Raw genomic sequence first — 23,131 nt, forward strand, 5'->3', positions numbered from 1 at the left:
GTCATACCGCATCCTCAGGTGCAACAGCGATTTTTTTGAAGTCGTCGAGCAGATCTGCAGGCAGCGACTCGTTTAGCGTCTGATAACCGGGCGCTGACCACCAGCCAGTGTCGTCGACCTTGCCCACCTGATACGTCTGACGCATGCTTTCCGCCAAGGCCTGCAGATCTGCCGGCATTACTTCATCAGGATCATGGCCAGGCAAAGGCATTCTGATTTTCCACAGATTGCCGCCTTCCATGAGCGCAAAGCATTGGCCCTTGGGCAGGCCGACGACATGTGCTGGCTCAATCATTGGCACGCTGACCTGCTGCACCTGGTCATGACTGGATGATGTGAACGCGGTATTGCCCGTTGCACTGTCATTCGCCGAGCTGGCCGGGGTGGATGTGAAAACCTGAACCTTAGGCAACTGGTTTGTCAGCAGCTCGGCGGTGGACGTTTCGCGGACGCGCAGCATGAACACGTTGTTGAAGTTACCGATCACCTGGCCAGCCTTGGCCTTGTTACCGATCTTCGCTTCGATATCGCTCATTGTCTGGGTGTAGGCAGTCACCTGCATGCCGGCACCGCCACCCTTGTTGATCATCGGAATGAATTCCTCACCCATCAGTTCGTTGAACTCATCGGCATGGAGGTTGATAGGCACTTTGGTGCCAGGGACGCCGCCCGGTAGTCCGTCGTCGACACCGAACTTGTAGATATGGCCAGCGACCGAGACCAGGTCGGAGAACATAGAGTTGCCGACGGCAGCGGCGACCTCTGTGTCCGACAAGGCGTCCAGGCCGATATAAACCACGGCCTTTTTGCGGACGACTTGCATCCAGTCAAAGATCGGTCTCGGGTCGTTCACGTCCTGGTAATCAGGCGAGATCAGTTCCGCCATTCTTCCAGTCGTCAGCTTCTCAAGCAGCGGCAGCAGCGAGGCGACGATCTTGTCGAAATAGGTCTTGTCGTAGCGGACCGCACTTCGCAGACCATCCATGACCGGGTCCGCTACGCGCGTCAGAGAGAGGTATTGATCGATGGCAACCACGCGAAACGGACGGCCCTTCATGTTGAACGGTACGGTTTTTTCGTTGAGCTTGCCTTCAATGGCGACGATGGCGTCCCACGCTTTTGGATCAAACTCATCAAAGTATTTGAGTGCGTATTCCTGAAAGATCCCTTCGATATTGATCACGTGCTGCTGGATCTGCAGGTAGTCAGGTCGACGGCCCAATGCGACAAGGGCTCTTGCGATGATGTTCACGAAACGCCATGCGAACTCACGGAATGCTGCTGAGTTACCTTCACCGGAGAGTTGCCCAGCGATCCGGGTGGCCACCTCCGAAATACGCCCAAAACGCCCAACGGCGTTGTAGCGTGCCGAGTGATCTGGCCAGCCCAGGTGGAACACATAAAATTCATTCAGGCGGCCGGCGCGTTTGGCTTCGAGATACATGCGCTTGAGCAAATCTGCATCGCCCTTCGGATCAAAGACGATGACGACCTCGTGCTGGCCGTGCTTTTTCCGCCGAATGTCCTGCGTGATGAACAATTCCGCCAGACGGGTTTTGCCGACTCGAGTCGTGCCCAGTACCAGTGAGTGGCCCACTCGCTCACCCAACGGAAGAGAGACGTTCTCCTCGTATGGCTCGATGCCGTGCAACCTTGGCAAGCCGCCTACGGGTGGCAGAGGTCGCACTGGGTTGATGGGCACGTCCCATGATGTGGCTCTGGCCAGAAGCCGGACAGGGTAGGGAGCAAACTCCGCTCTTTCCTCAAACCGACGCGCTGCCCGGAACCACGAGGTGGATTCCACGTAGCTGGAATACTTCGGCAGATAAGTATCCATCAACCGTTGCGTGTGGCGCTGCTGCCAGCGAAAGCCAAGTCCGATGAACAGACGTTGATTGCTGACCGGCACTTCTTTACTGGTCATCGTGTAATGAGGCAGTCGACGGATGTTTCGGCGATAGCGCAGCACCTGCCAAGCTTGTTTCAGACGCACTAAACCCAAAGCGAGAAAGCCCGCAGAGGTCACGATGCCAAATAGTGGCGTCAGCGCAAAAGCCCAGGGCGCGAACACGCATAGGAATGCACCTGCAGCGCACACATATACGGTGTAGAGCTCAACGGCGGGCCTGAGCAGTGATTCGATGGCGTAATCGTGAGCCATAACCCGACCTCCTATTGCTCGATGGCGGTTGGGGTGATCAACACCGGATAGTGATTCAGACCGAGACGTTGAGAAAGCTCATCACCAGATGCGGGGGACACGAGCGCCTCGGGCAACCAACTCCTGACTACGGTAAGTCGTTCTTGTGTGGCCACGTTGACCACCAGTCCTACGGCCTGCATCTGCTTCAGCACTGCACCGCGCTCTTGCAGCCATCGGCGTGATGTTTCATCGTCCCCGATCAGGAACAAAGGCTGCAGGCCTGGCGCGTTGATGATTCGGCCCTGAACTGTCCCTGGAGTCATTCGAGTGGTGCGTACCGGCAATCCTTGTGCTGCTACAGGATTTAGATGCGAGGTCGGGGCATTTGAGACAGAAGAGGATGGCTCGGGATTGAGAGATCGATAGTAGGGCAGCGCTGAGTCACCACCTTTGTCTTCTACAACGGTGAGCTCTGCAGCCTGGCAGATCATAAATGGCAGGCAGAGCGCTGCGCCGAGGATCACTGTATGGTTCATGGATTGGTCACCAGCATTTGGATGCCGGTTACCCGGCTGAGATGTTTGGCAAAAGCCTTGCGGTAATTGGCGGCTGGAGCGCCGCCGGCAGGCCGGTGATAGCGTCCTGCTACGGTGATCCAGTCACCGCCAAGCGCGCGCAGTTCGGCGAGCATCTGTGCAGCCACATCAAGGTTTTTGTAGGGGTTGAGCGCGTCGCACGGATTGCTTGATTTAAACCTCTGGCCGTTCCAGCCCATGTTGACCTGACCTAATCCGACGTCGACCCGCTTGGGACCCGCCTGTGCCAGTGCGATGATAAGTGCGGTGCAGGCATCGGCACGGGTTGCAAAACGATAACTAGCGCCGGCAACGTTCAGCGTCCAAGGCCACGGGACCAGTTGGCCTCGCAGTCGGGTCCCGCTTTCCTGCAGTGCCACCGAGTAGAGCACTTCCGACGGAATGTTCGCGGCGTGGGCAGCCAGCTGATAAGCCGGCGGGGGAAGCTCGGCTGAATGGCTTGTCAACGCGAAGCACAGCAGGGCAAGGCCTGCCCACGTCACTGACGTAGCCATTGCCCATTTACCTCTCGCACAACGGCCGGTAACTCTCCACCCAAGCTCAGGCCAAGCCAACGTCCACCGTCATGGTTGAGGGTGATTTGTCGGGTTCTGACATTCGCAGGGTCGATCCCCGAGACAATCGCCCAGTTGCGAATTCGCTCATCGTCGTTCTGGCTACCCACCATGTACACGTCAAACGGCTGCTTCTGAGCTTGAAGGGCCTTCACTCGTATCGAGCATTCCGGGCAGTCGTCCTTAACAAACACTGCCAATCGGCCGTTGCCTTGGTTAGCTGGGCTCGCGGCCGTCCCTTGGGGCGCAGAGCTGGCGATGGGCATCAGGTTCGGGTAGACGCGTTTGAAGGCATCGTCATATGCGCGTTGGTACGCTAATTCTTTTGCCGTGCGCTGCGCCTCGGCTTTGACCTGGAGCTCTGCATACCGCCGGCGCTCTTCATCATTGCGGGCTTCGATACCCAATGCAGTCAGCGGATCCAGCCCGGGGGAATACACACCTCGTGAACTCTGCATCAGCGTCTGATAGCGCTGCCATTCTTGAGGACTGAGGTTCCAGTCTCGTGCCAGCACCTCGTCGCTCGATTGCGACTGGCTGTCCAGCAAGGCGCTCTGCTGCTCTCTACTCGTGGACTGTGCAGAGCTGTTGGTTGCAGCGTTGGCCATGCCAGCTGCTGTGATCAGGACGACTCCCGTCAGTGTGAACATTCGCAGGTTGTAAACGGTCATGTGAACCTCTAAGGGCGCAGGGGCAGAATGCGGGTTGAGCCGTTGATGCTGAACAGGGCGCGGGAGTCATCCAGGCTGTTGAGCTGCCAGTTGCTCCCCGCAACCATGTCGCCCGGGCGTACCAGATTCAGCTGACTCAGTTGAGTGCTGCCAGGCGGGGCAACTGACAAGAAACGTTCGCCCCCGCGATACTCCACACCCACGACCGAAAACGGTGGAGGTACCTCCGGTGCTTTGGTTTGTGCTGTTGTTTTGCGGGAGGATGGTGAAGTCTTTGGCTTGGCTGCCGTGACTTGAACAGATGCTGGTTTAGCCGCACGCAGGTCTTGGAGTTTCACCTGCAGCTCCTCGATACGAGCGCCCATGACCACAACTTCTTCCATTGTGGCACCCTGCTGGGCAGCGTCCTTCGCCGCCTCCTGCACCTGCTTCAGGAGGGCTTGAACGGCATCGATGCGGTTTGACAGAGCCTGCTGGCCGGCCCTGAAATCATCGATGGTCACGGACTTCAGCTGGCTGGCAGCATCGAGCCGGTCATCAACGCCATTGATGCGTTGAGTGATGGCGTTGACGGTTTCCAGGTTCGCAGCTGATTCAAAACCTGTTTTCAGGTGGAGAATCTGCCACTGCTGATAGACCAGCATGCCGATCAGGACGATCAGGGCCACGATTTGCAGGACGGTGGTGCGGGAAAGAGAAGGGCGCAGTGGCAGCTTCATGGAGGACCTCACTCAAGATGTGAGGCACGTTCGCAAAAAGTGTGATCAGAAGCAGTAGGAAACCGTTTTTCGATTGTGATGGGTTTCCGAGTGAGGAAATCTCAAGGATGACCTCAGGATTTCGGGCCGATCTACGAGGCTACTCAACCGGAAGGAGGTGAGTCTTGTTGCGCGAAAGTTTGTTAGGATGATATCGTACGATACAGCGCTACGCTCCACGCCTTCCGGGCTGCTGAATCCAACACGTTGGACACCGGCCTGGTCATCGACTGATGAATGCGTTGCCAATACCTGGGAAAGCACCAGAAACGACTTGTTTCAGAGCCGCAATCTCTTCTATTGACGGTGAGGGTGGAATAAGCGATAGGCTGCAGGAAGGGGGAATCAATTAATTGATTCCCCTTTTTTTCCGATCAAAAAAAGTCGTTCATGAACATGTTCAAGTGCGATGTTTTAGTGACATCACAGCTCTCATTATGGCAATTTACAAATGCCCCCTTAATCGATGGGTTCCGCCCTGATCCGCGGTTCACGTTGAAGTGCCTGCGAGGATCATCCACTTTTCTGCCAAACCTGAATCTGCCGTTGAGGTCACAAGACTTGGTGTGAGGTTCTCGTGTTTCGAAGTGTGAGTGATGCTCGGGCCCATATAAAAAATGTTTATCATCATCATCTATAAAGAAATGTGTCCTGTCCTTGTTCTTGCGCCTGGGTTTCCGCCTTTTTCTGCGAATGTCTGCCAGTAGAATTTCTACCTCTGGGATGAAAGTGTCAGTGTGTGTCTCACAACGCACTTTATTGAGTAGTTGGCGCCATTCGTCTGCATCAAAGTTCAGGGCCGGCAGGATAGAGACAAGGTAGTTTTCACCTCTTGCGTTGAGCTGCTTGAATGCGCTGAAATGATTGAGCAGACGAGACAGGTGATGTTTCAGAAATGGGTTAGGACTCTCGACTCGCTTGGGAATGTCCAGTCTGTAGCTGAAAAGTGCCGTTGGAGTAAAATCGATTTTTGTTGCGCAAGCCTGATCCGTCAGTACAAGCAACGCGTCATTGCAAGCTGATTTGGCGTGGAAATAGTCTTCTAGGGTCTCCCAATGCTCAACTTTTGGAGTACCCAGTTCAAGTTTTATCGCTTGTTCACTAAGGTTGGCGGGAAGGGCGACCCCATTGCGGAGCTTTAAGAATTCCCTTCGAAGAAAGTCGTTCGTGGTTGCCAGCGCAATGAAAACGTTCATGACATGCGGTGCAATTTTGCCAGCACAGAGACTGGTATATTAAGGTTTACTAAATCCTGATCATCAAGCTTGCTGAGGATGTCGAGCAGGCGGACTGCGTGGCTGTCACCGGAGAACTTCTGCTTTTGCTTCACAGCATTCTCATCTTGCAGAAAGTCGTAAGACTCTTCGGCAGGAATAAGCCCGATCTTTGCGCGGTGCTGCGGGTGAGTTACAACTTTGAGGTTGCCTTGGTTGGCTAAATTGCTGACAAAGGACTTCAAGGAAATATTTCCAAGGATGGACTTATAGTCTGCTATTCCTTTCTCAGAAAGAGAGTTGGGTAGGTTGCTCAGCAGCAACGGGCTGCCGCAGGCTGCCCAAAAATCTTGCGTCGCGTTGATCAAAGCTTCTTTGAGTTGGTCTTCGTTCATCGTAGGTCCCTCCAAATGAGGGCACATATTCTCCTTGTAGGATGCTTAAGGCAAGTGGCCATTTGGCATACCCCTCTAGATAAAGATTAGGAAAAGCGTCCGTTTACATGACTAGCGCCCCATGGCTTTTGGCATTGAGGCAGCAAGTGTGTTGGTTGGAAGCACCCGCAGGGTTTTAAAAAAAGGCCACCCGAAGGTGGCCATGGTCAAGCGTTGATGAGTTGTCTGGCGAGTGCCATCTCTACGGAATCACCATCCTGATTCAGCGAATCCAGTCCGGACTCTGGAACATCCCCTGAGGTACTCTGCGATACGGCGATCTTCTTGGCCATCAGCTGCAGGCAGGTGATCTGAGAACTGCCGATGTAGCCGAAAAAGATCACCCGGACGTCCTGCTTCTGTCCGATCCTCCATGAGCGCCTCGCCGCCTGTTGCACCGTGTAGACGTTGTAACCCGTCTGCATGAAGGCAATGGTCGGAAAGTCGAGCAGATCCAGACCTGTTTTTACGAGCTCCGGGTTGGTGATTAGTACGTCGACACCTCGATCAACCTGGTCGAGGATCCAGTCCTCGCGCCTGGCTGTGTCCACCGATGCACGCAGCACTGCCACCTTCAGTCCCGACTGTTCCAGCACCCGCTTTATGCGGCTTGTGGTGTCTCTGGTACCCGTGTAAACCGAGTAGACCAGAACCTTGCGGTTCCGAGCTTTTTCAGCAAGACATAGGTCCAGAAGGGCCTGTTCCTTCGGCATGAGTTCGTCGTCATCGAAGACCGACGGCACGAAAGCCAACGTGTCTCTGGATCGAGGATGTTTCACCACCTCAGGTCGAAAGCAGCAGTCCGGCCATGCCAACAGCACGTTCAACACCACCCCTAACAGCGTCGTATCTCTACGGGCCAGCGCCTGCCGAAGCTCGACGGTCAAGGTCTGGGCAAGCTTACGGTGAGCCCCCTCTTGGTCTGGAGACATCGGAACATCAATGAACTCCTCCCGATAACCAGGTAGCACGTTGCCGCCGATATCCTTGAGTTTCAGGAACACAGTGAAGGGTAGAACGAAGCGGTGAATGCCTTTCGGGCCGAACCCTGGAGCTTTGACGGTCCGCACGGAGAGTTTCTTACCTTTGGCCGTCTTGTGAGAACTGCCATCTCGCTCGGTGTAGATATCCTTCAATACCCCGTGATCTCGCATAAAGGACATTGCAGCCGGTGCCATGCTCCCTCGCGCGTTGGGTTTATAGCCGTCCTCGATCATACGTCTGGTGAGGATCCGGAACAGTAGGTAGAACAGATCGTCTGCATAGCCGCCCATAAGAGTGCCGGTCAGCACCACAGTCTTTCGTGCTTTGGCTGCAAGTACACCCATAGCCTGGCCTTGAGCAGATCCACTGTTTTTGTACTCGTGCCCCTCGTCCACGACCAGTAGGTCGAAGCACCCATCAGGTAGGTAGCGCTTGATGAACTCGGTGGGCTGGTAACCCCCCTCGCCGAACCCGAACTCGATGTTGGCCATTGCACGCTCCATGCGCTTGGCCTGGCGGTCGCTGAAGATGAAATTGCCTTTAGCGTCCATCAGGTTGATGAACTCAGAGACATTGTCCAGAAGCATCGAGGCGAGAAAGTCTTCGCCGAAGTCAGATAAAAGCCGTTCTGCACGAACAGGTCCGATTGTAGGGATGCGACACATCGACTTAAGGATCGTGTTGCGGCGGCTGCCGCCATCCGATTTTCCCGGACGCATCAGCGTCCATAAAGCGGCATCACAGTGTTCGCAGCGTCGACGTCGCTCTTCACGCTGAAATTCTTCAGCGGTGATCAGATTGCCTTCCGGGTCCTGGAGCAGACGTCCACAATCTGGACATGCTGCCAGGCTCCTTCCACCGCCGGCACGTCGTTGCCAAAAGGCCAGACGCCAGTGGAACCCCATCCGCATCCGCACGCGGCCGAGAATAAAGAACTCCTGACGTCCGTCGTAGGTATCTCCCAGTTGATCGCGCAGCTTCAGCAGCTTGACCAAGGTATCCGGTCCGTTAAGCACCCAGACACGAGCGTCAGGAATGGTTTCGAGGATCTCGCGCCGCCACTTGTAGACCAGATGCGGAGGAGCGATGACCATCGTCCTGCGATAACCAGCTCCATGCATGACGGCAGCGACTGCGATGGCCATCATTGTTTTGCCTGTACCCATCTCGGCATTAATGATCCCAGCCTGCTCATTCTGATCGAGCAAAAGCGCGGCAATTGCCTGGACCACTTGAGCCTGGGCAGGGAAGGGCTGTCGTTTGAGGCCGTCCAGCACCCACTGCCGAGCCGGATTGTCGATGCCGGCATAGACCGGTGGATTCGAGCGGTTGAGTGACGCGAGGAGTTCGTCACCAAACTCCTCGATAAACTCAGTGAGCCCAATGTTCAAAGTTGGCACACGAGGGTGGCCTACAGGCGAAGACAAAGGTAGGTCGTTCATGATGTTTCTCCACTAATGGGGTAAACAGGGCATGCACGACACCACCAAGGGTATTGTTCATACCCTGAGGTGCGGTTAGATGATTTAAAGGTCTTGGTAAGGTTTGTTAGTAGTCAGATGGCAACATGACTGTTGTTACTGAGCGATCAGACTCGGTAATGATCCAGAGTCTGGTCTCATCCTCTGCGTCGATGTCATACCCGGAAAACACTCGGCCATCAGCGCTCAGTGCTTGCTGGTTGCTGTCCCAGTCGTCGTTCGAAATCTCGCCCCAATCGCCCGTCGCGTGACGGCCCAGGTACTGCCTCACGTCGAGAGAGCTATTTTGAAGCAGACTTTGAACGCTGTGCGTGAGCATCACACGGCCCAGTTCAAATGAAGCGTCCTGACTACGTGCAGCAGTGTTTGAGGTAGCTGTGTGTGCAGCTGGTGTTGTCGCATCCGAGCTGATGGTCAGTGCGCATCCTAGATAGGATGAGCCTGGCGTCATATCCCATGCCCGAATTCTTGGCACAAAACGATCAGTCAAGATCCGAGTCTCAAACACGTTGCCGTCCTCGTCCTCGGTGAATTCGGTCTTGGGAACCTTATCCTTGTAAGTGTCGCCCTTGAGCACCAGGACACGTCCAGAACGAGAGGTCACCACACCGGTTATGGCTCCAGCAGCAAGTGCCAGTGCCAAGTGCCACCGTGAAAGTGCCTTCACGGGCGCGCGCGGATGAGCGCCAGTCTGGCCAAAGTTCAGCGTGAAATCAGGCCATAGGCCTTTCAGACGAAGAACCTCTTCACCCAATTGCTCTGGTTCAAGAGTGATTCGGTAGAAGTGTTCCAGATCATTGGCGATCGGTAGGACAGCGTATTGCTCCCATGGCCAAGAGGCCGGTAGCAGATCAGCAGCTTGCTCCCCAGATCCGATTGCCCGCAAATGCTCACGCATCGCAGCCACTTCCCGGGGTCTTGCCAGATCCTGACGGCGCACCCTGATCCCGAATATAACGACCTGTTTGAACGTCCGGTCTACCGCAGCGCAGATCCGCAGCCCGGTAAAGTGATTGGTGAGCCAGCCACACAGCTCGTCGTCCAGCACGTAGTGAGGAACGATGAATACCATCACTCCTCCGTACTGAAGCAACGGCAGTGTCCTTTGGTAAAACACCTTCTCAAGTCTTCTGCGCCCGCTACCCTGGTACTGTGAAGCGCCGGAGTGGTCAGCGACCAGATCCCCGTAGGGAGGGTTGAGCCAGAGCAGTCCAAAGGACTGTCGAGAGATCATGGTGTCCATCAAGTCACCCTGCAGAACTCGGTCCAGCAACGTTTTTGAATGATCAGCGCGCTCTTTGTCGTACTCAACCGCATACGCCTCTGTTCGGTCTCGCTCCAGTCGGTGTGCGACCTCAGCCAAAGCCACTCCTTCTCCCGAACACGGATCAAGAATCCGCATCCGTCCCGAGGACGCCGGCAACAAGGCCTGCAGAGTGCGCTCCAGAGTCAGTTCGTCAGTGGGGTAATAGCCGTTGCGTGCAAAATTACGGGCAAGCCGTGAGAACATCAAAGCCATGGTTGGCTCCTTAGACTGGTGGCGTGAACTACGCCGTAACTTCAGTGGTGAGTTTTCCTACGCGAATGAGTTCGCCCAGGACTTTTTCGAGCACGTCCAGCTGCAGCGACAAACGCCAGGCTGTCACCGAGCCAATAGCTCCCGGTAGCGGATACAACATGTTGTGCTCAGTAAGGACTTCCATCACCGGCTCACGCCAATGTGGAAGGAAAGGAAGAGGGCAAGTGTCTACGATCAGCGGCCACAACTTATCGAACGGGTCTTGGGCTTGATTGATGAGCGCGTAAGCAGAATGGTTTGCTCTATCCGGCTGCGAGCAACGCTGATCGAACAGCCATAAGTGCAGCAGGCTACCGAAGAGCGTTCCGCGAAGCTGGCGAGTGGTGCGTTTTTCCAACAGATCCGTATCAGGGAACACCGGGATGCGTTGGTCATTCATGACAATGTGGAACTGGTCCAGGCCGTTCTCGGAGTTACCGAGTGTTAGCCTGGCCAGAAACTCCTGCATGGCCGTGTCGCGGCCCCAGGCTGAGAGAAATATCAGGTTTCGCTGCTCGTCACAGACGCACGCGTCGACGTACAGATCCGGGCATTCTTCTATGTGAAACAGTTGAGTGCGGTTCGTCATTAGGACCTCCAAAACAGGAGGGGAACCGCCCTGAGGGGCGGTGATGCCCCTCGGGATTCAATGTGTTTAGCGGATAAATATGGGGTTTTCGATTGCCGCCCGTGTTTGTTTTTCTGTCTCATACTGCCAGCGACCATCAACGAACGCATCGCGGTCGAAGTCGTAAACTTCAAACATGATGTTTTTGTCGCATGGGTTTAGATGGGTGCAATACAGCTCACCCTCTGAGTTCAAACCAGCGGCCCAGTGAGCCCCCAGTTTGAGTCGGTAACACGGTCGACTCTTCAACAGCATCGTGTATATCTCTAAGATCTGATCGAAACTCAGAGGCTCAGCAGCCACGAGTTTTTTCTGATGCGGATCGAAGGTTACGGTGTTTGTTTGATATAACGGGCTTTGCCCCGCAATGAATATCTCGCATCGAAAGCGCGGTCGCATTGCTATGGCCGCGTCCGCCTGTTCTATGGTCAGGTCGAGTTCGTCGACCAGAATGTTCCAGATTTCTGCGTCAGGGGCTTCTTCGTTGTTGGTGAGTTGATCCTCAATGGTGTCCAGGATCTGTTTCTTGAGATTCATGAAAAGTGGGTGCATGTAATGCTCCTTCAGTCAGTAATGAGGAGCACCCATGAGGGAGCCCTCAGGGGAAGTGAAAGTAGAAAACGCTCAGTTCTAAACAAGGTCAATCAGTGCTGAGATTCCAAATCTGCAGCTTGAAGTCAAGTTCATACCCGAGCTCGCCAAGGCGAACACATTGTTGCCGCAGACGCTTACGGTCTACAGTTGTGTCCAGCTTGACTGAACGTCCAATTGGCCAGATCGTGCCGAACAGCTCTGCATCAGCCTCATGTGCGGTGACCTGTTTCTCAGGCTCGGATCTCGTCATCCCAAACGGTGCGTCACTGTCAGCAGAAACTGATCTTCTGGATGTTGTTTGAATAGCCGGACGAGGTCTGTTTGACGACGAGCCGCCGGATGCTTCTTCGTCGAGTGGGTCAGTCTCGTTGTTGGACAGCCTGTCAGCCTCGTCGGCGCTCAGGTTAGCCACATCGTCCAAAGACATGCTGTCCAGCCTGGCTCGGACTTCGACCACTAATCTGCCGCCGTTTGTGTAGTAGGAGGGACGAATTTCGGTGATCACAAAATCACCTCGATATTTGCCCTCGTGGTACTGGTCCAGCAGCGCGTCCTTGATAACGAACTCACCGATGGACGTCGAAAGTCGCCCAACGTTGAAAGCGCCGTTGCGACCGTTGATGGTGCGTATGGCCAAATAGCCGGGCAGGTTGATCATGACTACTCCGGATTATCGGGCAGGCCACTTATATGGGAGCCCGAAAAAAAGCCCGAAGATTCGGGCTTGTTCGTGGTTTCAGGTTGACGACTGGGTCAGAAGAGGTTGAGAGGCTGTTCAGCTCTAAGCGAAATGCAAAGGTAGGGACTGCCGTCTATGGCATCTATCCGATGAAGTCTCAGTTCGAGCCAATGACGCCCCGAGCGATCACCGTTGGGTAGAAAACGATAGATGCCGAAGTCGATCTGACCCTCATCTGGCTGCAGATGCAGCTCGCGATAGGCTTCGAGTACGACTTCGCCAAGACGATTGCCGACCTCTGCAATGTGTGACGGTTGTTCCAAATGAACTGATTCTTTCCAGGCGGAAGGCGTCAGCACAACAGGCAGTTTCAGCAAAGTGGATGGCAAGTGATTTATGTTGATGGACATAGTAATTCTCCAGGTGCGGGTAACCACCTGGCCCGACCGGGAGGTGAATTACCCGGTCAGGTTGGTTTTCGCTCTTGAGAACGTTAGGTATGGAATCTTTGTGAGTTTATGTCAGCAATCAGGCTTTTCGGCTAGTTCCTTCCAATGCCTGAGTGTCCAGTACGAGTTTAAGAGCCCCGAACCAGCAAGTATCGGACTGTGGCTCGGATTAAAGTTGTCGATGTGATCCATGAGTACCAAGTCTTCCAACTTGTCGATGACCGCCTCCCAATGAGCGTCAGCTGACTTATGCGGCGTAATCTCGCCTGCCACAACCAGATGATCAATACGCTCTTGCGTAAGCGCTCTGGACGCCAGAAGACCAATTTCAATAAGCAGTGGCAGTCGGTTAGGATTTTGAGACATTAGGGGGCTCGATGTGTGAGTCCCCTGTCCCTAAGGATGGGGATCCTTAGGGGGTGTGTATTTATACTGCGTATCAAGAAGTGATGGCAGTGATTGTGAGAGAGAGGAAAGCGGCTACCAGTCCACAGGCACCGATTTGAGTCGATAGTTGTGAGGCGAACTGTTGTCCATACTCAAAAAAACAAATGCTGAGCAGCGTAAATACGAGAACAGCGATGGCGGATTTCATGATTTCGTTACCTGCTCATTGGAGAAAAGAAAAGGCGCCTAAAGGGCGCCTTGAGTTTGTAAAATTGCTATCAAGCAGCTTGTCTTTGTCCTCGTGCTGCACGAGCCGGTTTGGCTGGTGTGTTTGCAGAGGGAGTAACAGGCGCAGGAGTAACTTTCGCTGTTGATTCAGCTGGAGCGGGTGCTTCAGATTGAATTTCAGCAGGTGTGATCAGCGCTTGGCTTTCAGAAGAGGCAGGTGCTTCTTCTTTCAGAGGTGCCTGATAAACGTATTCACCTTCAACTTTGATCCAGGCAATGTACAAGAGACGACCTTTGAGACTGGCACTTGTTTGACCTTGCTTTGGACCACTGCTGTAAGTGAAAATATCAGGCCAGATATCACCGATACGGAAGTTCACAAGAACTTTCTTGTCTGCATCAACTGCTTCTTGGCAACGGCGAATCAGCTTATCAGCTTCAGCACCAACCACGTTGCAATCGATGTATGTGTATTCAACCGATTCTGTACTGCCTTTGAGGGCGGCAACGGTGACAGCCATGAAAGGATTACCCTTGCGAGGCTTCACTTCACGAATGCGGTTGAGATAACCAATACCAGTAGTGTGCAGGTCGAAGTATTTGGATTCGTTAGTGGAATTGCTCATGATGTATCTCCAGTTTTGAGTGTTCAAAGCGGAGATACACTTCGCCCAAGGGGAAAGGTATTCCCCGCATGGGTGGTAGAGCGAATTTTATGACAATCAATGCATGAATCTGAATGCTGTAAGCATAATGCCTACGGCAGCAGTCAGCATGACAGCCATACGAATGGTGAGTTTCAGTTCGAGTCGGGACTCGAGCTTATCGATGTCGGCTTTGGTCGCGAGTTGCGTTTGCATATCCGACTCCAGAGCATCGACGACTGCAGCGGCGCGGTCTTCCGTTACATCGATTGAAATCAATGCTTGGTAAAGCGCAAGACTGCTTTTCATGAAGGTCTCCTGCTGAGCATGAGACCAACCCGACGGGAAAGGTCCCGGTGGGGTGTGTGAATCAATGTGCATTCATCAATCAGACATCTGATCGACTGTTCGCGCTTCCGAATGCTTTGCGAACTGGGGGTTGGATTAATGCGTAGAACGCATCGTAGTCATGAAATCCTGACTACCTCGGGCATGTTGCTGACAACGTCAGCGGTACATGTCTTTAGAATCCTTTAAGGGCGATTCGCTTGTCAACCCTCTTAATGAAAAAAAGCCCCTCAATGAATGAGGGGCTTCTCGGGGGCGGGGAGAATCAAGCAATGAGCTGGTCCAACGAACCCATGACAGGGGCCTTAACTGCTGGGTCAGCATTCTGCTTTTTGGACGTCTCAGGCACCTGAGATGCGCGAGATTTACGGGCTTTCCTCACCGGTTTGGTTTGAGCCTCTTGCGTATTAGCCTCATACCAATCACGAAGATTGATCCCTTTGCGACGCACTATGGCGGGCACGCTGCAGTAGTTTTCGCACTCGTCGTGGGTCATCGCAGGTTCAGGCATTATCCTGCACTGCGCTGTTACCACATGGACTGTTGCAGGTTTTGGCTTTTGGTTGACCGCACGTATGCATTCACGCAATGCAGTGCCGACCATGACGCCAAAACGAAAGCTTGCTGTACTCATGATGTTTCTCCAGGGAATATCGCGGAGAACACCGCCCTGTAGGGGAGTGATTCCCCGCTGGGTGAGTGAAGCGTTTAATGTGCATCCATCGGCGTTTAATCACCGATCGTTCGCGCCTCCGGAAGCTTTGCGAACTTTAGGTTGGATCGATGCGTGGAACGCATCGTAGTCATGAGATCCTGACTACCTTTGACGGATTGTTGATAAGTTTAACGCCTTGATCCACAAAGTCTTTAGGAAAGTGCGTATTGGTCTACTAGCCTCTAAAATTTCTTGCTGACGCCATTGTTCGTTCATAAGCTCCCATTCCTCATCACTCATTGCGAGGGTAGGATCAGTTGTTACAAGGAAATCAGCGTCAATTGGTTCACATTCATCAGGGCCATAGTCCTCGTAAACCTCTTGCCCTGTGAACTCAAAACAACCGCATGGGCAGGTGTCTTTAGTAAGGCCGTGGCTGCAGATTCCATGGCTCCGATTAACTTCCCTTGCCGCCATGATTTCTGAAGGGGAACGATAATCATAGTCCGAGCGTGCATAGCTAAATGCATCTGCCGCTTCTGGCGCAAGTTCGTCATCGCCGAAAGTCTCAATCATCTGCGAGCAAAAATGCTCAAAGACCAGAGTTTCGTATGTCGGATATTCACGGCATGCTTCGCTGTAAAGTACGTCAACGCGTTTGGTGATTTCAGAATTTTGAGACGATGAGTATATAGCCGCATAATTTGACATGGTTTATCTCCGTTTAAACAGCAGAAAACGGAGACACTTCTCCCTAAGGGAAAGGCTTCCCCGAGGGTATGAAAAATAGGTCACATGTCCCGGCCAAGCCGAGTAAAGCAGAGCATTTAGTGCAAGGTAAAATATGCATCCATCGGCAATCAACACCGATCGTTCGCGCCTCCGGAAGCTTTGCGAACTTGGGGATGGATCAATGCGTGGAGCGCATCGTAGTCTTGAGATCCTGACTACCCGGGCATGTTGCTGACAACGTCAGCGGTACATGTCTTGAGAATGTGAATTCTGTGAAGGCTTGTCAAGCACGAGCTGTCGGGTTTGACCACGATCAGCATGAGATGCTTGTTTCAGAGCTCTCTACGACAGTATCTTCCTTCCGCTTGAATAGGTTCGCAGGCAGCCACCACCGCATTTGTTGCATCAACCACGGACTGCAGTCGACGTGTGATCATGGGGATTTCGTCATGCTCCAAGGCTCCCCCCACCCTGAGAATTGCAGCGAGTTCTAAGGCTGCCTGAGCCGCTTGGTTTTCAACCGTTTCTGGTCTTACTGGAGACTGCTTTGACGCAAATTTAGTGATCATCCAGTCAAGCAATCCTTTCAATATACTCATGTTCATTCCTGACATTGACGAACGCAAAATACAGCGTTCCTTACTGACTTAGCCCCGCAAAAGCGAGGCGTACTTAAAGCTTGTTTTGTTCATACAAACCAACAATACGTTGGAGGAATTTCACGCGAACAGGCGTTTCATCTAACTGGAGAAGCCATGATTTTCGAAAGCTGGCTCAGTGGGAATCGTGCTGAGAGCTATCTAATTTCATGACGATAGCTCTCAGCCGATGTGTACTTTGCTACAACGTGTAAAGTTTGCCACCTGTGAGCGCTAGCTCAGCGAGGATCCCTGGGCATTGATCTCACGCATTGCTACATCGACATCACCCGGCCCATTGTCGTGGCTGGGGCCAGTTATCAAAAGGCACGCATTCGCGCACAAAGGGAGCCCGTTTTTTCACCGGTGGGCACCGGTAGCGAAAAGTGGCTACCTCGGAAGGTAACCTGGTCATCCCGCTTTGCGAGATGACCAGGTTACCTTCCGAGAGAGTCGGGAGAGTTTTTTAAAAAAAAGTGGACCGCAACACCAGTGCGGCCCTTAGACGATTATGCATCGAACCTTCTGTGAACTCTGTGTGCCTATGAACCCGCTTTCACGAGTTAGACGGCTGCGTGTCTGCTACTGAACAGGGAGACACAGGGAGAATTCACAACAAGATCTGTACGCCCCTCCCGATGCTTTGCGTACTTTGGGGTAGGAGAATGAAGGCAAGGCCGACTTCTCCAGGGTGTCACTGATGACCGTCAGTGACCAGCGGGGTGGAACTGGTAATAGCGCCATTGTGGCACATCATTTGTAACCCCGCTATAACCAGCCTTTCAGCTGCTTCTGGCAGTGGCGGCTCGCGGCTTGGCTGACTTGCCCGGCGTTTTTTTCTTGCTTGTACCAATGTTCACCGTACCTTTGCATTCGGGGTAACGGGAGCACGCCCAGAAAACGCCTGAGGCTCCTTTACGTTGCGAAGTTTTCGCATTACACAGCGGACACTTGGGACCTTCGGGCACTTTGATCGACAAGGTGGTGCCTTTGTATTGGTCGACGAGCTTGGTAATCCAGCTCGATTGCCTGGCGATAAAATCATCGAGTGTCAGGGTGCCTTGCTCGATCATCGTAAGTGCTTGCTCCCATACCGCAGTTGTGCCGGGATCGGCCACAGCAGGAGGGACCGCATCAATCAGCGAGAACGCTGCTTCAGTTGCTCGCAGCGCGCTACCTTTCTTGATGAGTGATCCTCGGTCGATCAAGCCCTGAATTGTGCCTGCGCGTGTTGCCTCAGTACCTATACCGGTGGTTTCCTTGAGCTTTTGAGCCAGTCGTGGATCTTTGACCAGCTTGGCAATGGTTTTCATCGCTTTGATCAATGTACCTTCGGTGTAAGCCTTGGGCGGCTCGGTTTTCAGCGATTTGAGATGCAGGTCCTGAACGTCACACCGAGTACCAATTTGCAGCGCTGGCAGGATCTGAGAGCGGCCACCACTTTCATCAGCCTCCTCTTCGGACGATGCTGAAAAAAGAGTCTTCCAGCCTGGGACCACGATTCGCTTGCCCACTGCTTGCAGTGGAACTGCATTGCATTCGAAGGTGGCCACGGTCCGGTCGTACTCATGGATAGGCAGGAACTGCGCAAGGAAGTGCGCGCGGATCAATTCATAGACCTTGCGTTCCTTCTCAGACATTGCTGAAAGGTTTGCTGGTTCAAGCGTGGGGATTATACCGTGGTGGGGACCAGTGATTTTTTTGTCATTCCATGCCCGGGAACGTTGCTCCGGGTCGATCATTTGCAGCGTCTTGCCGATAGATGGATCAGTTCGGTTCAGAGCATCGAGGACCATAGCCACTTCATCAAACATGCTCTCCGGCAGGTACCCGCAATCGGTCCTTGGGTAGGTCGTCGCCTTGTGAGTTTCGTAAAGTGACTGTGCTACGTCCAGCGTCTCTTGCACACCCATCCCAAACTTTGCAGAGCACACCTCCTGCAGGGTGCTCAGATCGAACGGGAGCGGAGCTGGATCCTTGCCACGCTTTGTATCAACAGAAACAGTCGTTGCAGCCTGACTATTTTTCATCGCGGCCAGTGCTGCAGCCGCTGCGGCTTGATCAAGGCAACGGCCTTCCTCATCTACCACGTACTCGTCTGCGACCCATTTCGCCAGGAAAGATTGTCCTGCCGTCCAGAGCTGAACCTCGACACTCCAGAACGGTTTAGGCACGAAGTTCGAGATCTCCCGGTCGCGGTCGACCACCAAGCGAAGGGTCGGTGTTTGAACACGGCCCACCGAGAGCACACCGGTGTACCCTGCCTGTCGGCCGAGCAATGTGAATAGCCGCGAAAAATTCATACCGATGAGCCAGTCCGCTCTGGAGCGAGCGAGCGCCGAGAGATACAACGGGTAGGTTTCAGAGCCTTGTTTGACGGTGTTGAGCGCCTGGCGGATGGATGCTTCATTGAGCGCAGACAGCCATAGCCTTTGAATCGGTCCCCGGTACCCACAATACTCGATCAGTTCGCGCGCGATCATCTCGCCCTCGCGGTCAGCGTCTGTCGCAATGACGAGCTCGGTGGCCTGCTTGAGTAGCTGCTTGACGATCTTGAACTGACTGGCGGTTTTCGGCTTGACTAGCACTTTCCATTCCGCAGGCAGGATTGGAAGTGTGTCCAGGCTCCAGTTTTTCAGGTGATCGCCATAGGCATCCGGTGGAGCCGTTTCCAGCAAGTGCCCAATTCCCCAGGTCACGGCCACACCATTGCCCTTGATGCAGCCGTCACCTCGTGTCTTGGCCCCGAGTACGGCGGCGATGTCTTTACCCTGGCTGGGCTTCTCGCACAGATACAAACGCATAATGACTCCGATGAGTGGGGGAAGCTCAAAGGAGTAACCTTGCCTGCCGCAGGGCGTCTGCGCATCAAGAAACCCTTAACGGATTCCCACCCTATTTCATCTGGGTAGGAAAGATGCGTCAAATCGTAAAGATTTCAGCTGTAAAAGTGTCCCGACCACCAAGCATGAACGAATTTGTCTAATCTAAGTATCGGCATACTCATCATTTCATTCAGCAACCCTACGCCGTTAGGCATCTGGCGCACCCTCTCAAGCAAAATGGACGTGGCTTTCATTGCTTTGGTTGATGGGTAAGCATCTCCATGACTTTTGTATAACAGGCGTTCAATAGTCTGATTGAACATCGGGTTATACGAGCATAACCAATGATTGATGATGAAGCGCATTATTAGGTCAAAATGGCTGCTTTGCTCGGCCTTTGGCCCGCCTACGCTCATACAGAGAAATCCGAAATCGCGCAGGTCGTCGCTTGAGTCGTTTTGAAAGACCATTTCCAAGACCGCTGAAGTGATTGAGACAGCGCTGTGTTTATAACTGCATAATCCAAGAATAGCATCGCTGTATTCCAGGGTGTCCATCAATCTTTCTTGATGAGCTATGTTGACGATTATTTGTAGCCATACACTGTCCATAACGCGGTAATTGTTCGTTGCAAACTCTCTAGAAAAGCCGTCGTCGGTGATCAGCAAAGCATCGTTTTGCTTCGCCACGAAAAACGGTTCAATAGATTCAGAAGCAAATTCTAATAACAGCTCAGTAACCTCATCTACTGCGCTTGGAAAGTTGAATTTTACAATTGTACAATATTTAACAAGAGCTTGAAGGTTGTTGGTAAACGCACCGAGCTGATTTTCAATATCCTCTTTCGTATACACGGTTCTGACAAACTGTCCTGCACGCCATCCAATGCTAAATTCAGCGCCGTTGTGTGTTTCAAATTCTCGGAGAAGTTGTTCCAGTGAGTCGATAGTTGATTGTGTGATATAGATTTGATTAAAATATTTAACAAGCGTGGGGCCAAGTTTAAGTTGAGCGGCTGTCCATGCTGTATATGTGTCGAGGACTGCGTTCTTTCCTTTGTAGTTGATAGCTGTGGATGTAGCCTGATCTCTTTCTTCGTGCGTCCCAACACAAGTATAAATATTATCTCCTGTCATTCTTATGAGATCTGCAACCTCAACTACATTTTTATTGCGCATTCCTGCTGCAATTCCTAACGGAATTCTCTTGTCATTAACTGTTGTGACAAAGTGTTCGTCAGCTTCTGCTTGACGCTTTATGAAATCCAAAAGCGGTTGCACGTTTCCATCATCTGTTTTCATTGACCACAATCCTCCTTCATCTGGGAATTGTGTTTCATACGTCTCGCAAATAGTCTGAAAAGCGTCCAGGTATTGATGCTTAACTTCTTCCAGTCTCCAGACAACCACGCCTTGCATTTTTTGCCGTTGATATTCATAGCCAGCCTTGCAGCCCAGCACTTCTTTTATATAAGGATCTACACCGTCGGGATTGAGCAGGATGTCATCTTGGATTGTCTCCGGGACCTCCCTAGTGACAACGGTTCCATCACTGCACGTGAGCCTTAAGCGGCATCCTGCACCAGCTGGCAAGTCGTTGGTCAAAAGCGCTGTCTTATTGGCGTTTAGGAATAGATGAAAATAGCTGAGTGCAACTTTGGGTGAGTTCTTATTTTGAGAGTATACTCTATGGCCTAATTTGAGCCCTTGCGCAGGCCGGCTAGCCAGAACCAACGCCTTAGCGATGTGCATCCACTCAATTGGCGAGCCATCATAATCATCTAATACATGTACTTCAAAGAGCCTTTGTAGCTCGTGGATGTCCTTTTTTTCTCTTGCTATATCAATCAGTATTATCAGGCCGTAGAGCTCTTTACCTTTGGATTCAAAATAGAGTGAAATGAATCTGTGAGATTCAGCATAGTCTTTTTGTCTGTACCAGAATATCCCTAGTAAAAGCTCGAATCCTGCAGGGGCTTTCGTGAGTTCTTCATAAAATGAAACTGCCTCAGATCGAATGTGCTGCTCATTGATGTAGGCTAAGGCGAGCATGTGCTTAAGCTCTGGATTTTCTAAACTATCCGGATATGAGCTCAATCTATAGATTATTTCCTTCCAGAGCATTAAATATCTAGCTAGCTTCATGTAGTGAAAGAATTCAATGACATCGAAGTCTTGATTCGACGTTTTGGACCCATAGCTGTGTGCTAGTAGTGCAATGGTTTGGACGCCGCAGCTATAAGAGAGCTGGAACAATAAGAGTCGGCATCGACTATCTAGAATGGTCGATGACAGCAACTGCTCTAATTTTAATTTGCCGTTAGAGTCTTGTTTTTTTGCCTTGGCGATATATACCGCAATCTTCGCTTGGATACTGAAGGCTTCATCAAATTTAGAGATTTGGAATTCTTGGTATCTGGATAGGGTGTCCCAGTCTAGGCTGGTAACGTTCAGCAGAAAACTCAGCTTTTTCGATTCGTCAAGGTTCTGCAATTTTGTGATGGCTTTTCTGCATAATTCTGGTTCTTGAATGTCCAGCAAACATTTTGCAGTTGTTTCAATTAGTCCTTGGTCTTCGGATAAATCTGAAAGAACATAAGCGCAAAGTTCCCGCAGTTCGTCAAAGTTTGCGGTCAGCTTGAAAGAAATTATCAGGCACTGTATGGACTGCAAGTCCCAGCTGTTTGCTAATCGGTCGCTACTCTGGAACTCGAGCCAATAATCTCGAAGATGGTCGGACGCGGTTTTTAATTGCGATATGTCAGCTGCTGAAAATTTGAAACCGTTTGGGCTCTGACGACTGCTAACAAAGTGCTGGATTATACCAAGCGCGACAAGGCTTTTAGCCGATAAGTCATCTGGATCTTCGCACAGGTACTCATTCGCTAGCTCTCGCCAACCTTCGGTTTCTCGTGATGCGAGGAGGTGTATGTGAGCTAGCTTTACTAGTTTGGAGTTCTTTAGGTGATCCGGAAATTGCGAAAAAGGGTTTTCAAATGTCTCCGAATGTTGGTAGTTAATTCTTACTGCCTGGATGATGTAGCTTGCAAGAGTTTCATTGTCTGGGTGATTCTTCAGTGCTGCTAAGCCATATTCAATAGCAGTATTCGGCCTATCATCAATGATGAGCGCGAAAGCTTTGAGTGCAACTGCACGTTCATCTTCTGGAGCATAAGTGCAAGCTTCAAGAAGTAGGCGTGCGGCTATATCATCTTTGCCTAGTAGGTGCTCGCAAATCGCAATGTTTGCCTTTATTCGGAATATGAATACTGGTTGCAAATTTTTCGCTTGGTGTGTCAAAAGCTCCGAGTATAGCCCAAGCGCTTCTTTAACGCGGCCACTGTTCATTATATCCCGATAATGGTCTATTTGCCGCCCAATTTCGGTTTGCAGTTCCCCTGAGAGGCCCTTGTTAAGAATACCTGTCTGTGCGATTAACGCTTCAGATACTGCAGATTTTATCGTGTGCGTATCGTTGATAACGATAGTCCCATTGTTGTCCCCGTTTAAGGCTACCGCTCCATTTTTCGCCTTTACCGCAGTGGCGTCATTTGCTTTATTGAATTTAAAATAACTCCAAAGGCTCCGCATTTATTTTCCTTTGCGATATGAAGCATTGATAGTTCCTTTGTTGGGGCCGTTGACTGCGACAGCACCGTTCTTAGCTTTAACACTTACCTTGCGCTTCCACACGAATCGCACTGTCACGCTTACGATGAGGACGAGTGCAACTACCAAAACGATTGCCAATTGAGGATTATCTATTAATGAGAAATTCATGCTGAGCCTCCAGAGCCTTAATCTGTTACGGGAATCGTGGTGTCCATGAGCCACTCTTGGCTCCAAGGATCAATAGTAGCCTTTTTTTCACAAAACCTGATTGCTTCGTGCTGACGGTTTCTAACTATGGGGAGCGGTCGGAGGTTCAACGC

21 protein-coding genes are annotated in these 23,131 nt (G+C 52.1%); all 21 read right to left on the reverse strand.

Annotated features, from left to right (window positions below):
• Position 1: 1 nt before the first annotated feature.
• The gene (traD, locus tag RYB09_RS11160) at positions 2–2,161 is read right to left on the reverse strand and encodes a type IV conjugative transfer system coupling protein TraD (protein ID WP_316888383.1); all 2,160 of its coding nucleotides are present in this window, start codon (positions 2,159–2,161) and stop codon (positions 2–4) included.
• A gap of 11 nt (positions 2,162–2,172) precedes the next feature.
• Entirely contained in the window at positions 2,173–2,679 is a 507-nt protein-coding gene (locus RYB09_RS11165) for an integrating conjugative element protein (protein ID WP_316888385.1), read from the reverse strand.
• Positions 2,676–3,233: a transglycosylase SLT domain-containing protein gene (locus tag RYB09_RS11170; RefSeq protein WP_005734357.1), complete on the reverse strand. Its 558-nt coding sequence runs from the start codon at positions 3,231–3,233 to the stop codon at positions 2,676–2,678. The genes RYB09_RS11165 and RYB09_RS11170 overlap by 4 nt, the downstream gene beginning before the upstream one ends.
• On the reverse strand, positions 3,218–3,964 hold the full coding sequence (locus RYB09_RS11175) for a TIGR03759 family integrating conjugative element protein (RefSeq protein WP_316888386.1): 747 nt from the start codon (positions 3,962–3,964) through the stop codon (positions 3,218–3,220). Before RYB09_RS11175 ends, RYB09_RS11170 begins: the two co-directional genes overlap by 16 nt.
• Positions 3,965–3,972: 8 nt before the next feature.
• Positions 3,973–4,683 (reverse strand): hypothetical protein, encoded by a 711-nt coding sequence (locus tag RYB09_RS11180; RefSeq protein WP_316888388.1) that lies wholly within the window; start codon positions 4,681–4,683, stop codon positions 3,973–3,975.
• Between the two features lie 413 nt (positions 4,684–5,096).
• On the reverse strand, positions 5,097–5,918 hold the full coding sequence (locus tag RYB09_RS11185; protein WP_316888389.1) for a hypothetical protein: 822 nt from the start codon (positions 5,916–5,918) through the stop codon (positions 5,097–5,099).
• Entirely contained in the window at positions 5,915–6,331 is a 417-nt protein-coding gene (locus RYB09_RS11190; protein ID WP_316888390.1) for a hypothetical protein, read from the reverse strand. Before RYB09_RS11190 ends, RYB09_RS11185 begins: the two co-directional genes overlap by 4 nt.
• Before the next feature lie 206 nt (positions 6,332–6,537).
• A complete protein-coding gene (locus RYB09_RS11195) occupies positions 6,538–8,796 on the reverse strand; it encodes a DEAD/DEAH box helicase (protein WP_316888392.1) in 2,259 nt (752 codons plus the stop codon).
• A 106-nt stretch (positions 8,797–8,902) separates the two neighbouring features.
• On the reverse strand, positions 8,903–10,354 hold the full coding sequence (locus RYB09_RS11200) for a DUF6094 domain-containing protein (RefSeq protein WP_316888393.1): 1,452 nt from the start codon (positions 10,352–10,354) through the stop codon (positions 8,903–8,905).
• Positions 10,355–10,382: 28 nt separating this feature from the next.
• Positions 10,383–10,982: a hypothetical protein gene (locus RYB09_RS11205; RefSeq protein WP_316888395.1), complete on the reverse strand. Its 600-nt coding sequence runs from the start codon at positions 10,980–10,982 to the stop codon at positions 10,383–10,385.
• Positions 10,983–11,048: 66 nt separating this feature from the next.
• Positions 11,049–11,573, reverse strand: a complete 525-nt coding sequence (locus RYB09_RS11210) for a hypothetical protein (RefSeq protein WP_316888397.1) — start codon at positions 11,571–11,573, stop codon at positions 11,049–11,051.
• Between the two features lie 88 nt (positions 11,574–11,661).
• On the reverse strand, positions 11,662–12,273 hold the full coding sequence (locus RYB09_RS11215; RefSeq protein WP_316888399.1) for a DUF3275 family protein: 612 nt from the start codon (positions 12,271–12,273) through the stop codon (positions 11,662–11,664).
• A 95-nt stretch (positions 12,274–12,368) separates the two neighbouring features.
• The gene (locus RYB09_RS11220) at positions 12,369–12,704 is read right to left on the reverse strand and encodes a hypothetical protein (RefSeq protein WP_316888401.1); all 336 of its coding nucleotides are present in this window, start codon (positions 12,702–12,704) and stop codon (positions 12,369–12,371) included.
• A 704-nt stretch (positions 12,705–13,408) separates the two neighbouring features.
• On the reverse strand, positions 13,409–13,984 hold the full coding sequence (locus tag RYB09_RS11225) for an STY4534 family ICE replication protein (RefSeq protein WP_316888403.1): 576 nt from the start codon (positions 13,982–13,984) through the stop codon (positions 13,409–13,411).
• Positions 13,985–14,080: 96 nt separating this feature from the next.
• Complete coding sequence (locus RYB09_RS11230; RefSeq protein WP_005730111.1) at positions 14,081–14,311, reverse strand: hypothetical protein; 231 nt, start codon at positions 14,309–14,311, stop codon at positions 14,081–14,083.
• Positions 14,312–14,615: 304 nt separating this feature from the next.
• A complete protein-coding gene (locus RYB09_RS11235; RefSeq protein WP_212785018.1) occupies positions 14,616–14,984 on the reverse strand; it encodes a hypothetical protein in 369 nt (122 codons plus the stop codon).
• Between the two features lie 183 nt (positions 14,985–15,167).
• Entirely contained in the window at positions 15,168–15,716 is a 549-nt protein-coding gene (locus RYB09_RS11240; protein ID WP_316888407.1) for a regulator, read from the reverse strand.
• A 353-nt stretch (positions 15,717–16,069) separates the two neighbouring features.
• Positions 16,070–16,336, reverse strand: coding sequence for a hypothetical protein (locus RYB09_RS11245; protein ID WP_316888409.1), 267 nt, complete (start codon positions 16,334–16,336; stop codon positions 16,070–16,072).
• An 821-nt stretch (positions 16,337–17,157) separates the two neighbouring features.
• Entirely contained in the window at positions 17,158–19,179 is a 2,022-nt protein-coding gene (locus RYB09_RS11250) for a DNA topoisomerase III (RefSeq protein ID WP_316888411.1), read from the reverse strand.
• 134 nt (positions 19,180–19,313) lie between these two features.
• The gene (locus RYB09_RS11255) at positions 19,314–22,790 is read right to left on the reverse strand and encodes a PIN domain-containing protein (RefSeq protein WP_316888413.1); all 3,477 of its coding nucleotides are present in this window, start codon (positions 22,788–22,790) and stop codon (positions 19,314–19,316) included.
• On the reverse strand, positions 22,791–22,979 hold the full coding sequence (locus RYB09_RS11260; RefSeq protein ID WP_074556946.1) for a hypothetical protein: 189 nt from the start codon (positions 22,977–22,979) through the stop codon (positions 22,791–22,793).
• Positions 22,980–23,131 lie beyond the last annotated feature (152 nt).

The organism is Pseudomonas syringae group sp. J254-4 (genome assembly GCF_032586855.1).
Lineage (GTDB): Bacteria > Pseudomonadota > Gammaproteobacteria > Pseudomonadales > Pseudomonadaceae > Aquipseudomonas > Aquipseudomonas amygdali.

Bases quoted from the DNA above. Each gene is read 5' to 3' on its own strand.
- traD (WP_316888383.1), bottom strand. From the start codon at position 2,161: ATGGCTCACGATTACGCCATCGAATCACTGCTCAGGCCCGCCGTTGAG.
- RYB09_RS11165 (WP_316888385.1), bottom strand. From the start codon at position 2,679: ATGAACCATACAGTGATCCTCGGCGCAGCGCTCTGCCTGCCATTTATG.
- RYB09_RS11170 (WP_005734357.1), bottom strand. From the start codon at position 3,233: ATGGCTACGTCAGTGACGTGGGCAGGCCTTGCCCTGCTGTGCTTCGCG.
- RYB09_RS11175 (WP_316888386.1), bottom strand. From the start codon at position 3,964: ATGACCGTTTACAACCTGCGAATGTTCACACTGACGGGAGTCGTCCTG.
- RYB09_RS11180 (WP_316888388.1), bottom strand. From the start codon at position 4,683: ATGAAGCTGCCACTGCGCCCTTCTCTTTCCCGCACCACCGTCCTGCAA.
- RYB09_RS11185 (WP_316888389.1), bottom strand. From the start codon at position 5,918: ATGAACGTTTTCATTGCGCTGGCAACCACGAACGACTTTCTTCGAAGG.
- RYB09_RS11190 (WP_316888390.1), bottom strand. From the start codon at position 6,331: ATGAACGAAGACCAACTCAAAGAAGCTTTGATCAACGCGACGCAAGAT.
- RYB09_RS11195 (WP_316888392.1), bottom strand. From the start codon at position 8,796: ATGAACGACCTACCTTTGTCTTCGCCTGTAGGCCACCCTCGTGTGCCA.
- RYB09_RS11200 (WP_316888393.1), bottom strand. From the start codon at position 10,354: ATGGCTTTGATGTTCTCACGGCTTGCCCGTAATTTTGCACGCAACGGC.
- RYB09_RS11205 (WP_316888395.1), bottom strand. From the start codon at position 10,982: ATGACGAACCGCACTCAACTGTTTCACATAGAAGAATGCCCGGATCTG.
- RYB09_RS11210 (WP_316888397.1), bottom strand. From the start codon at position 11,573: ATGCACCCACTTTTCATGAATCTCAAGAAACAGATCCTGGACACCATT.
- RYB09_RS11215 (WP_316888399.1), bottom strand. From the start codon at position 12,273: ATGATCAACCTGCCCGGCTATTTGGCCATACGCACCATCAACGGTCGC.
- RYB09_RS11220 (WP_316888401.1), bottom strand. From the start codon at position 12,704: ATGTCCATCAACATAAATCACTTGCCATCCACTTTGCTGAAACTGCCT.
- RYB09_RS11225 (WP_316888403.1), bottom strand. From the start codon at position 13,984: ATGAGCAATTCCACTAACGAATCCAAATACTTCGACCTGCACACTACT.
- RYB09_RS11230 (WP_005730111.1), bottom strand. From the start codon at position 14,311: ATGAAAAGCAGTCTTGCGCTTTACCAAGCATTGATTTCAATCGATGTA.
- RYB09_RS11235 (WP_212785018.1), bottom strand. From the start codon at position 14,984: ATGAGTACAGCAAGCTTTCGTTTTGGCGTCATGGTCGGCACTGCATTG.
- RYB09_RS11240 (WP_316888407.1), bottom strand. From the start codon at position 15,716: ATGTCAAATTATGCGGCTATATACTCATCGTCTCAAAATTCTGAAATC.
- RYB09_RS11245 (WP_316888409.1), bottom strand. From the start codon at position 16,336: ATGAGTATATTGAAAGGATTGCTTGACTGGATGATCACTAAATTTGCG.
- RYB09_RS11250 (WP_316888411.1), bottom strand. From the start codon at position 19,179: ATGCGTTTGTATCTGTGCGAGAAGCCCAGCCAGGGTAAAGACATCGCC.
- RYB09_RS11255 (WP_316888413.1), bottom strand. From the start codon at position 22,790: ATGCGGAGCCTTTGGAGTTATTTTAAATTCAATAAAGCAAATGACGCC.
- RYB09_RS11260 (WP_074556946.1), bottom strand. From the start codon at position 22,979: ATGAATTTCTCATTAATAGATAATCCTCAATTGGCAATCGTTTTGGTA.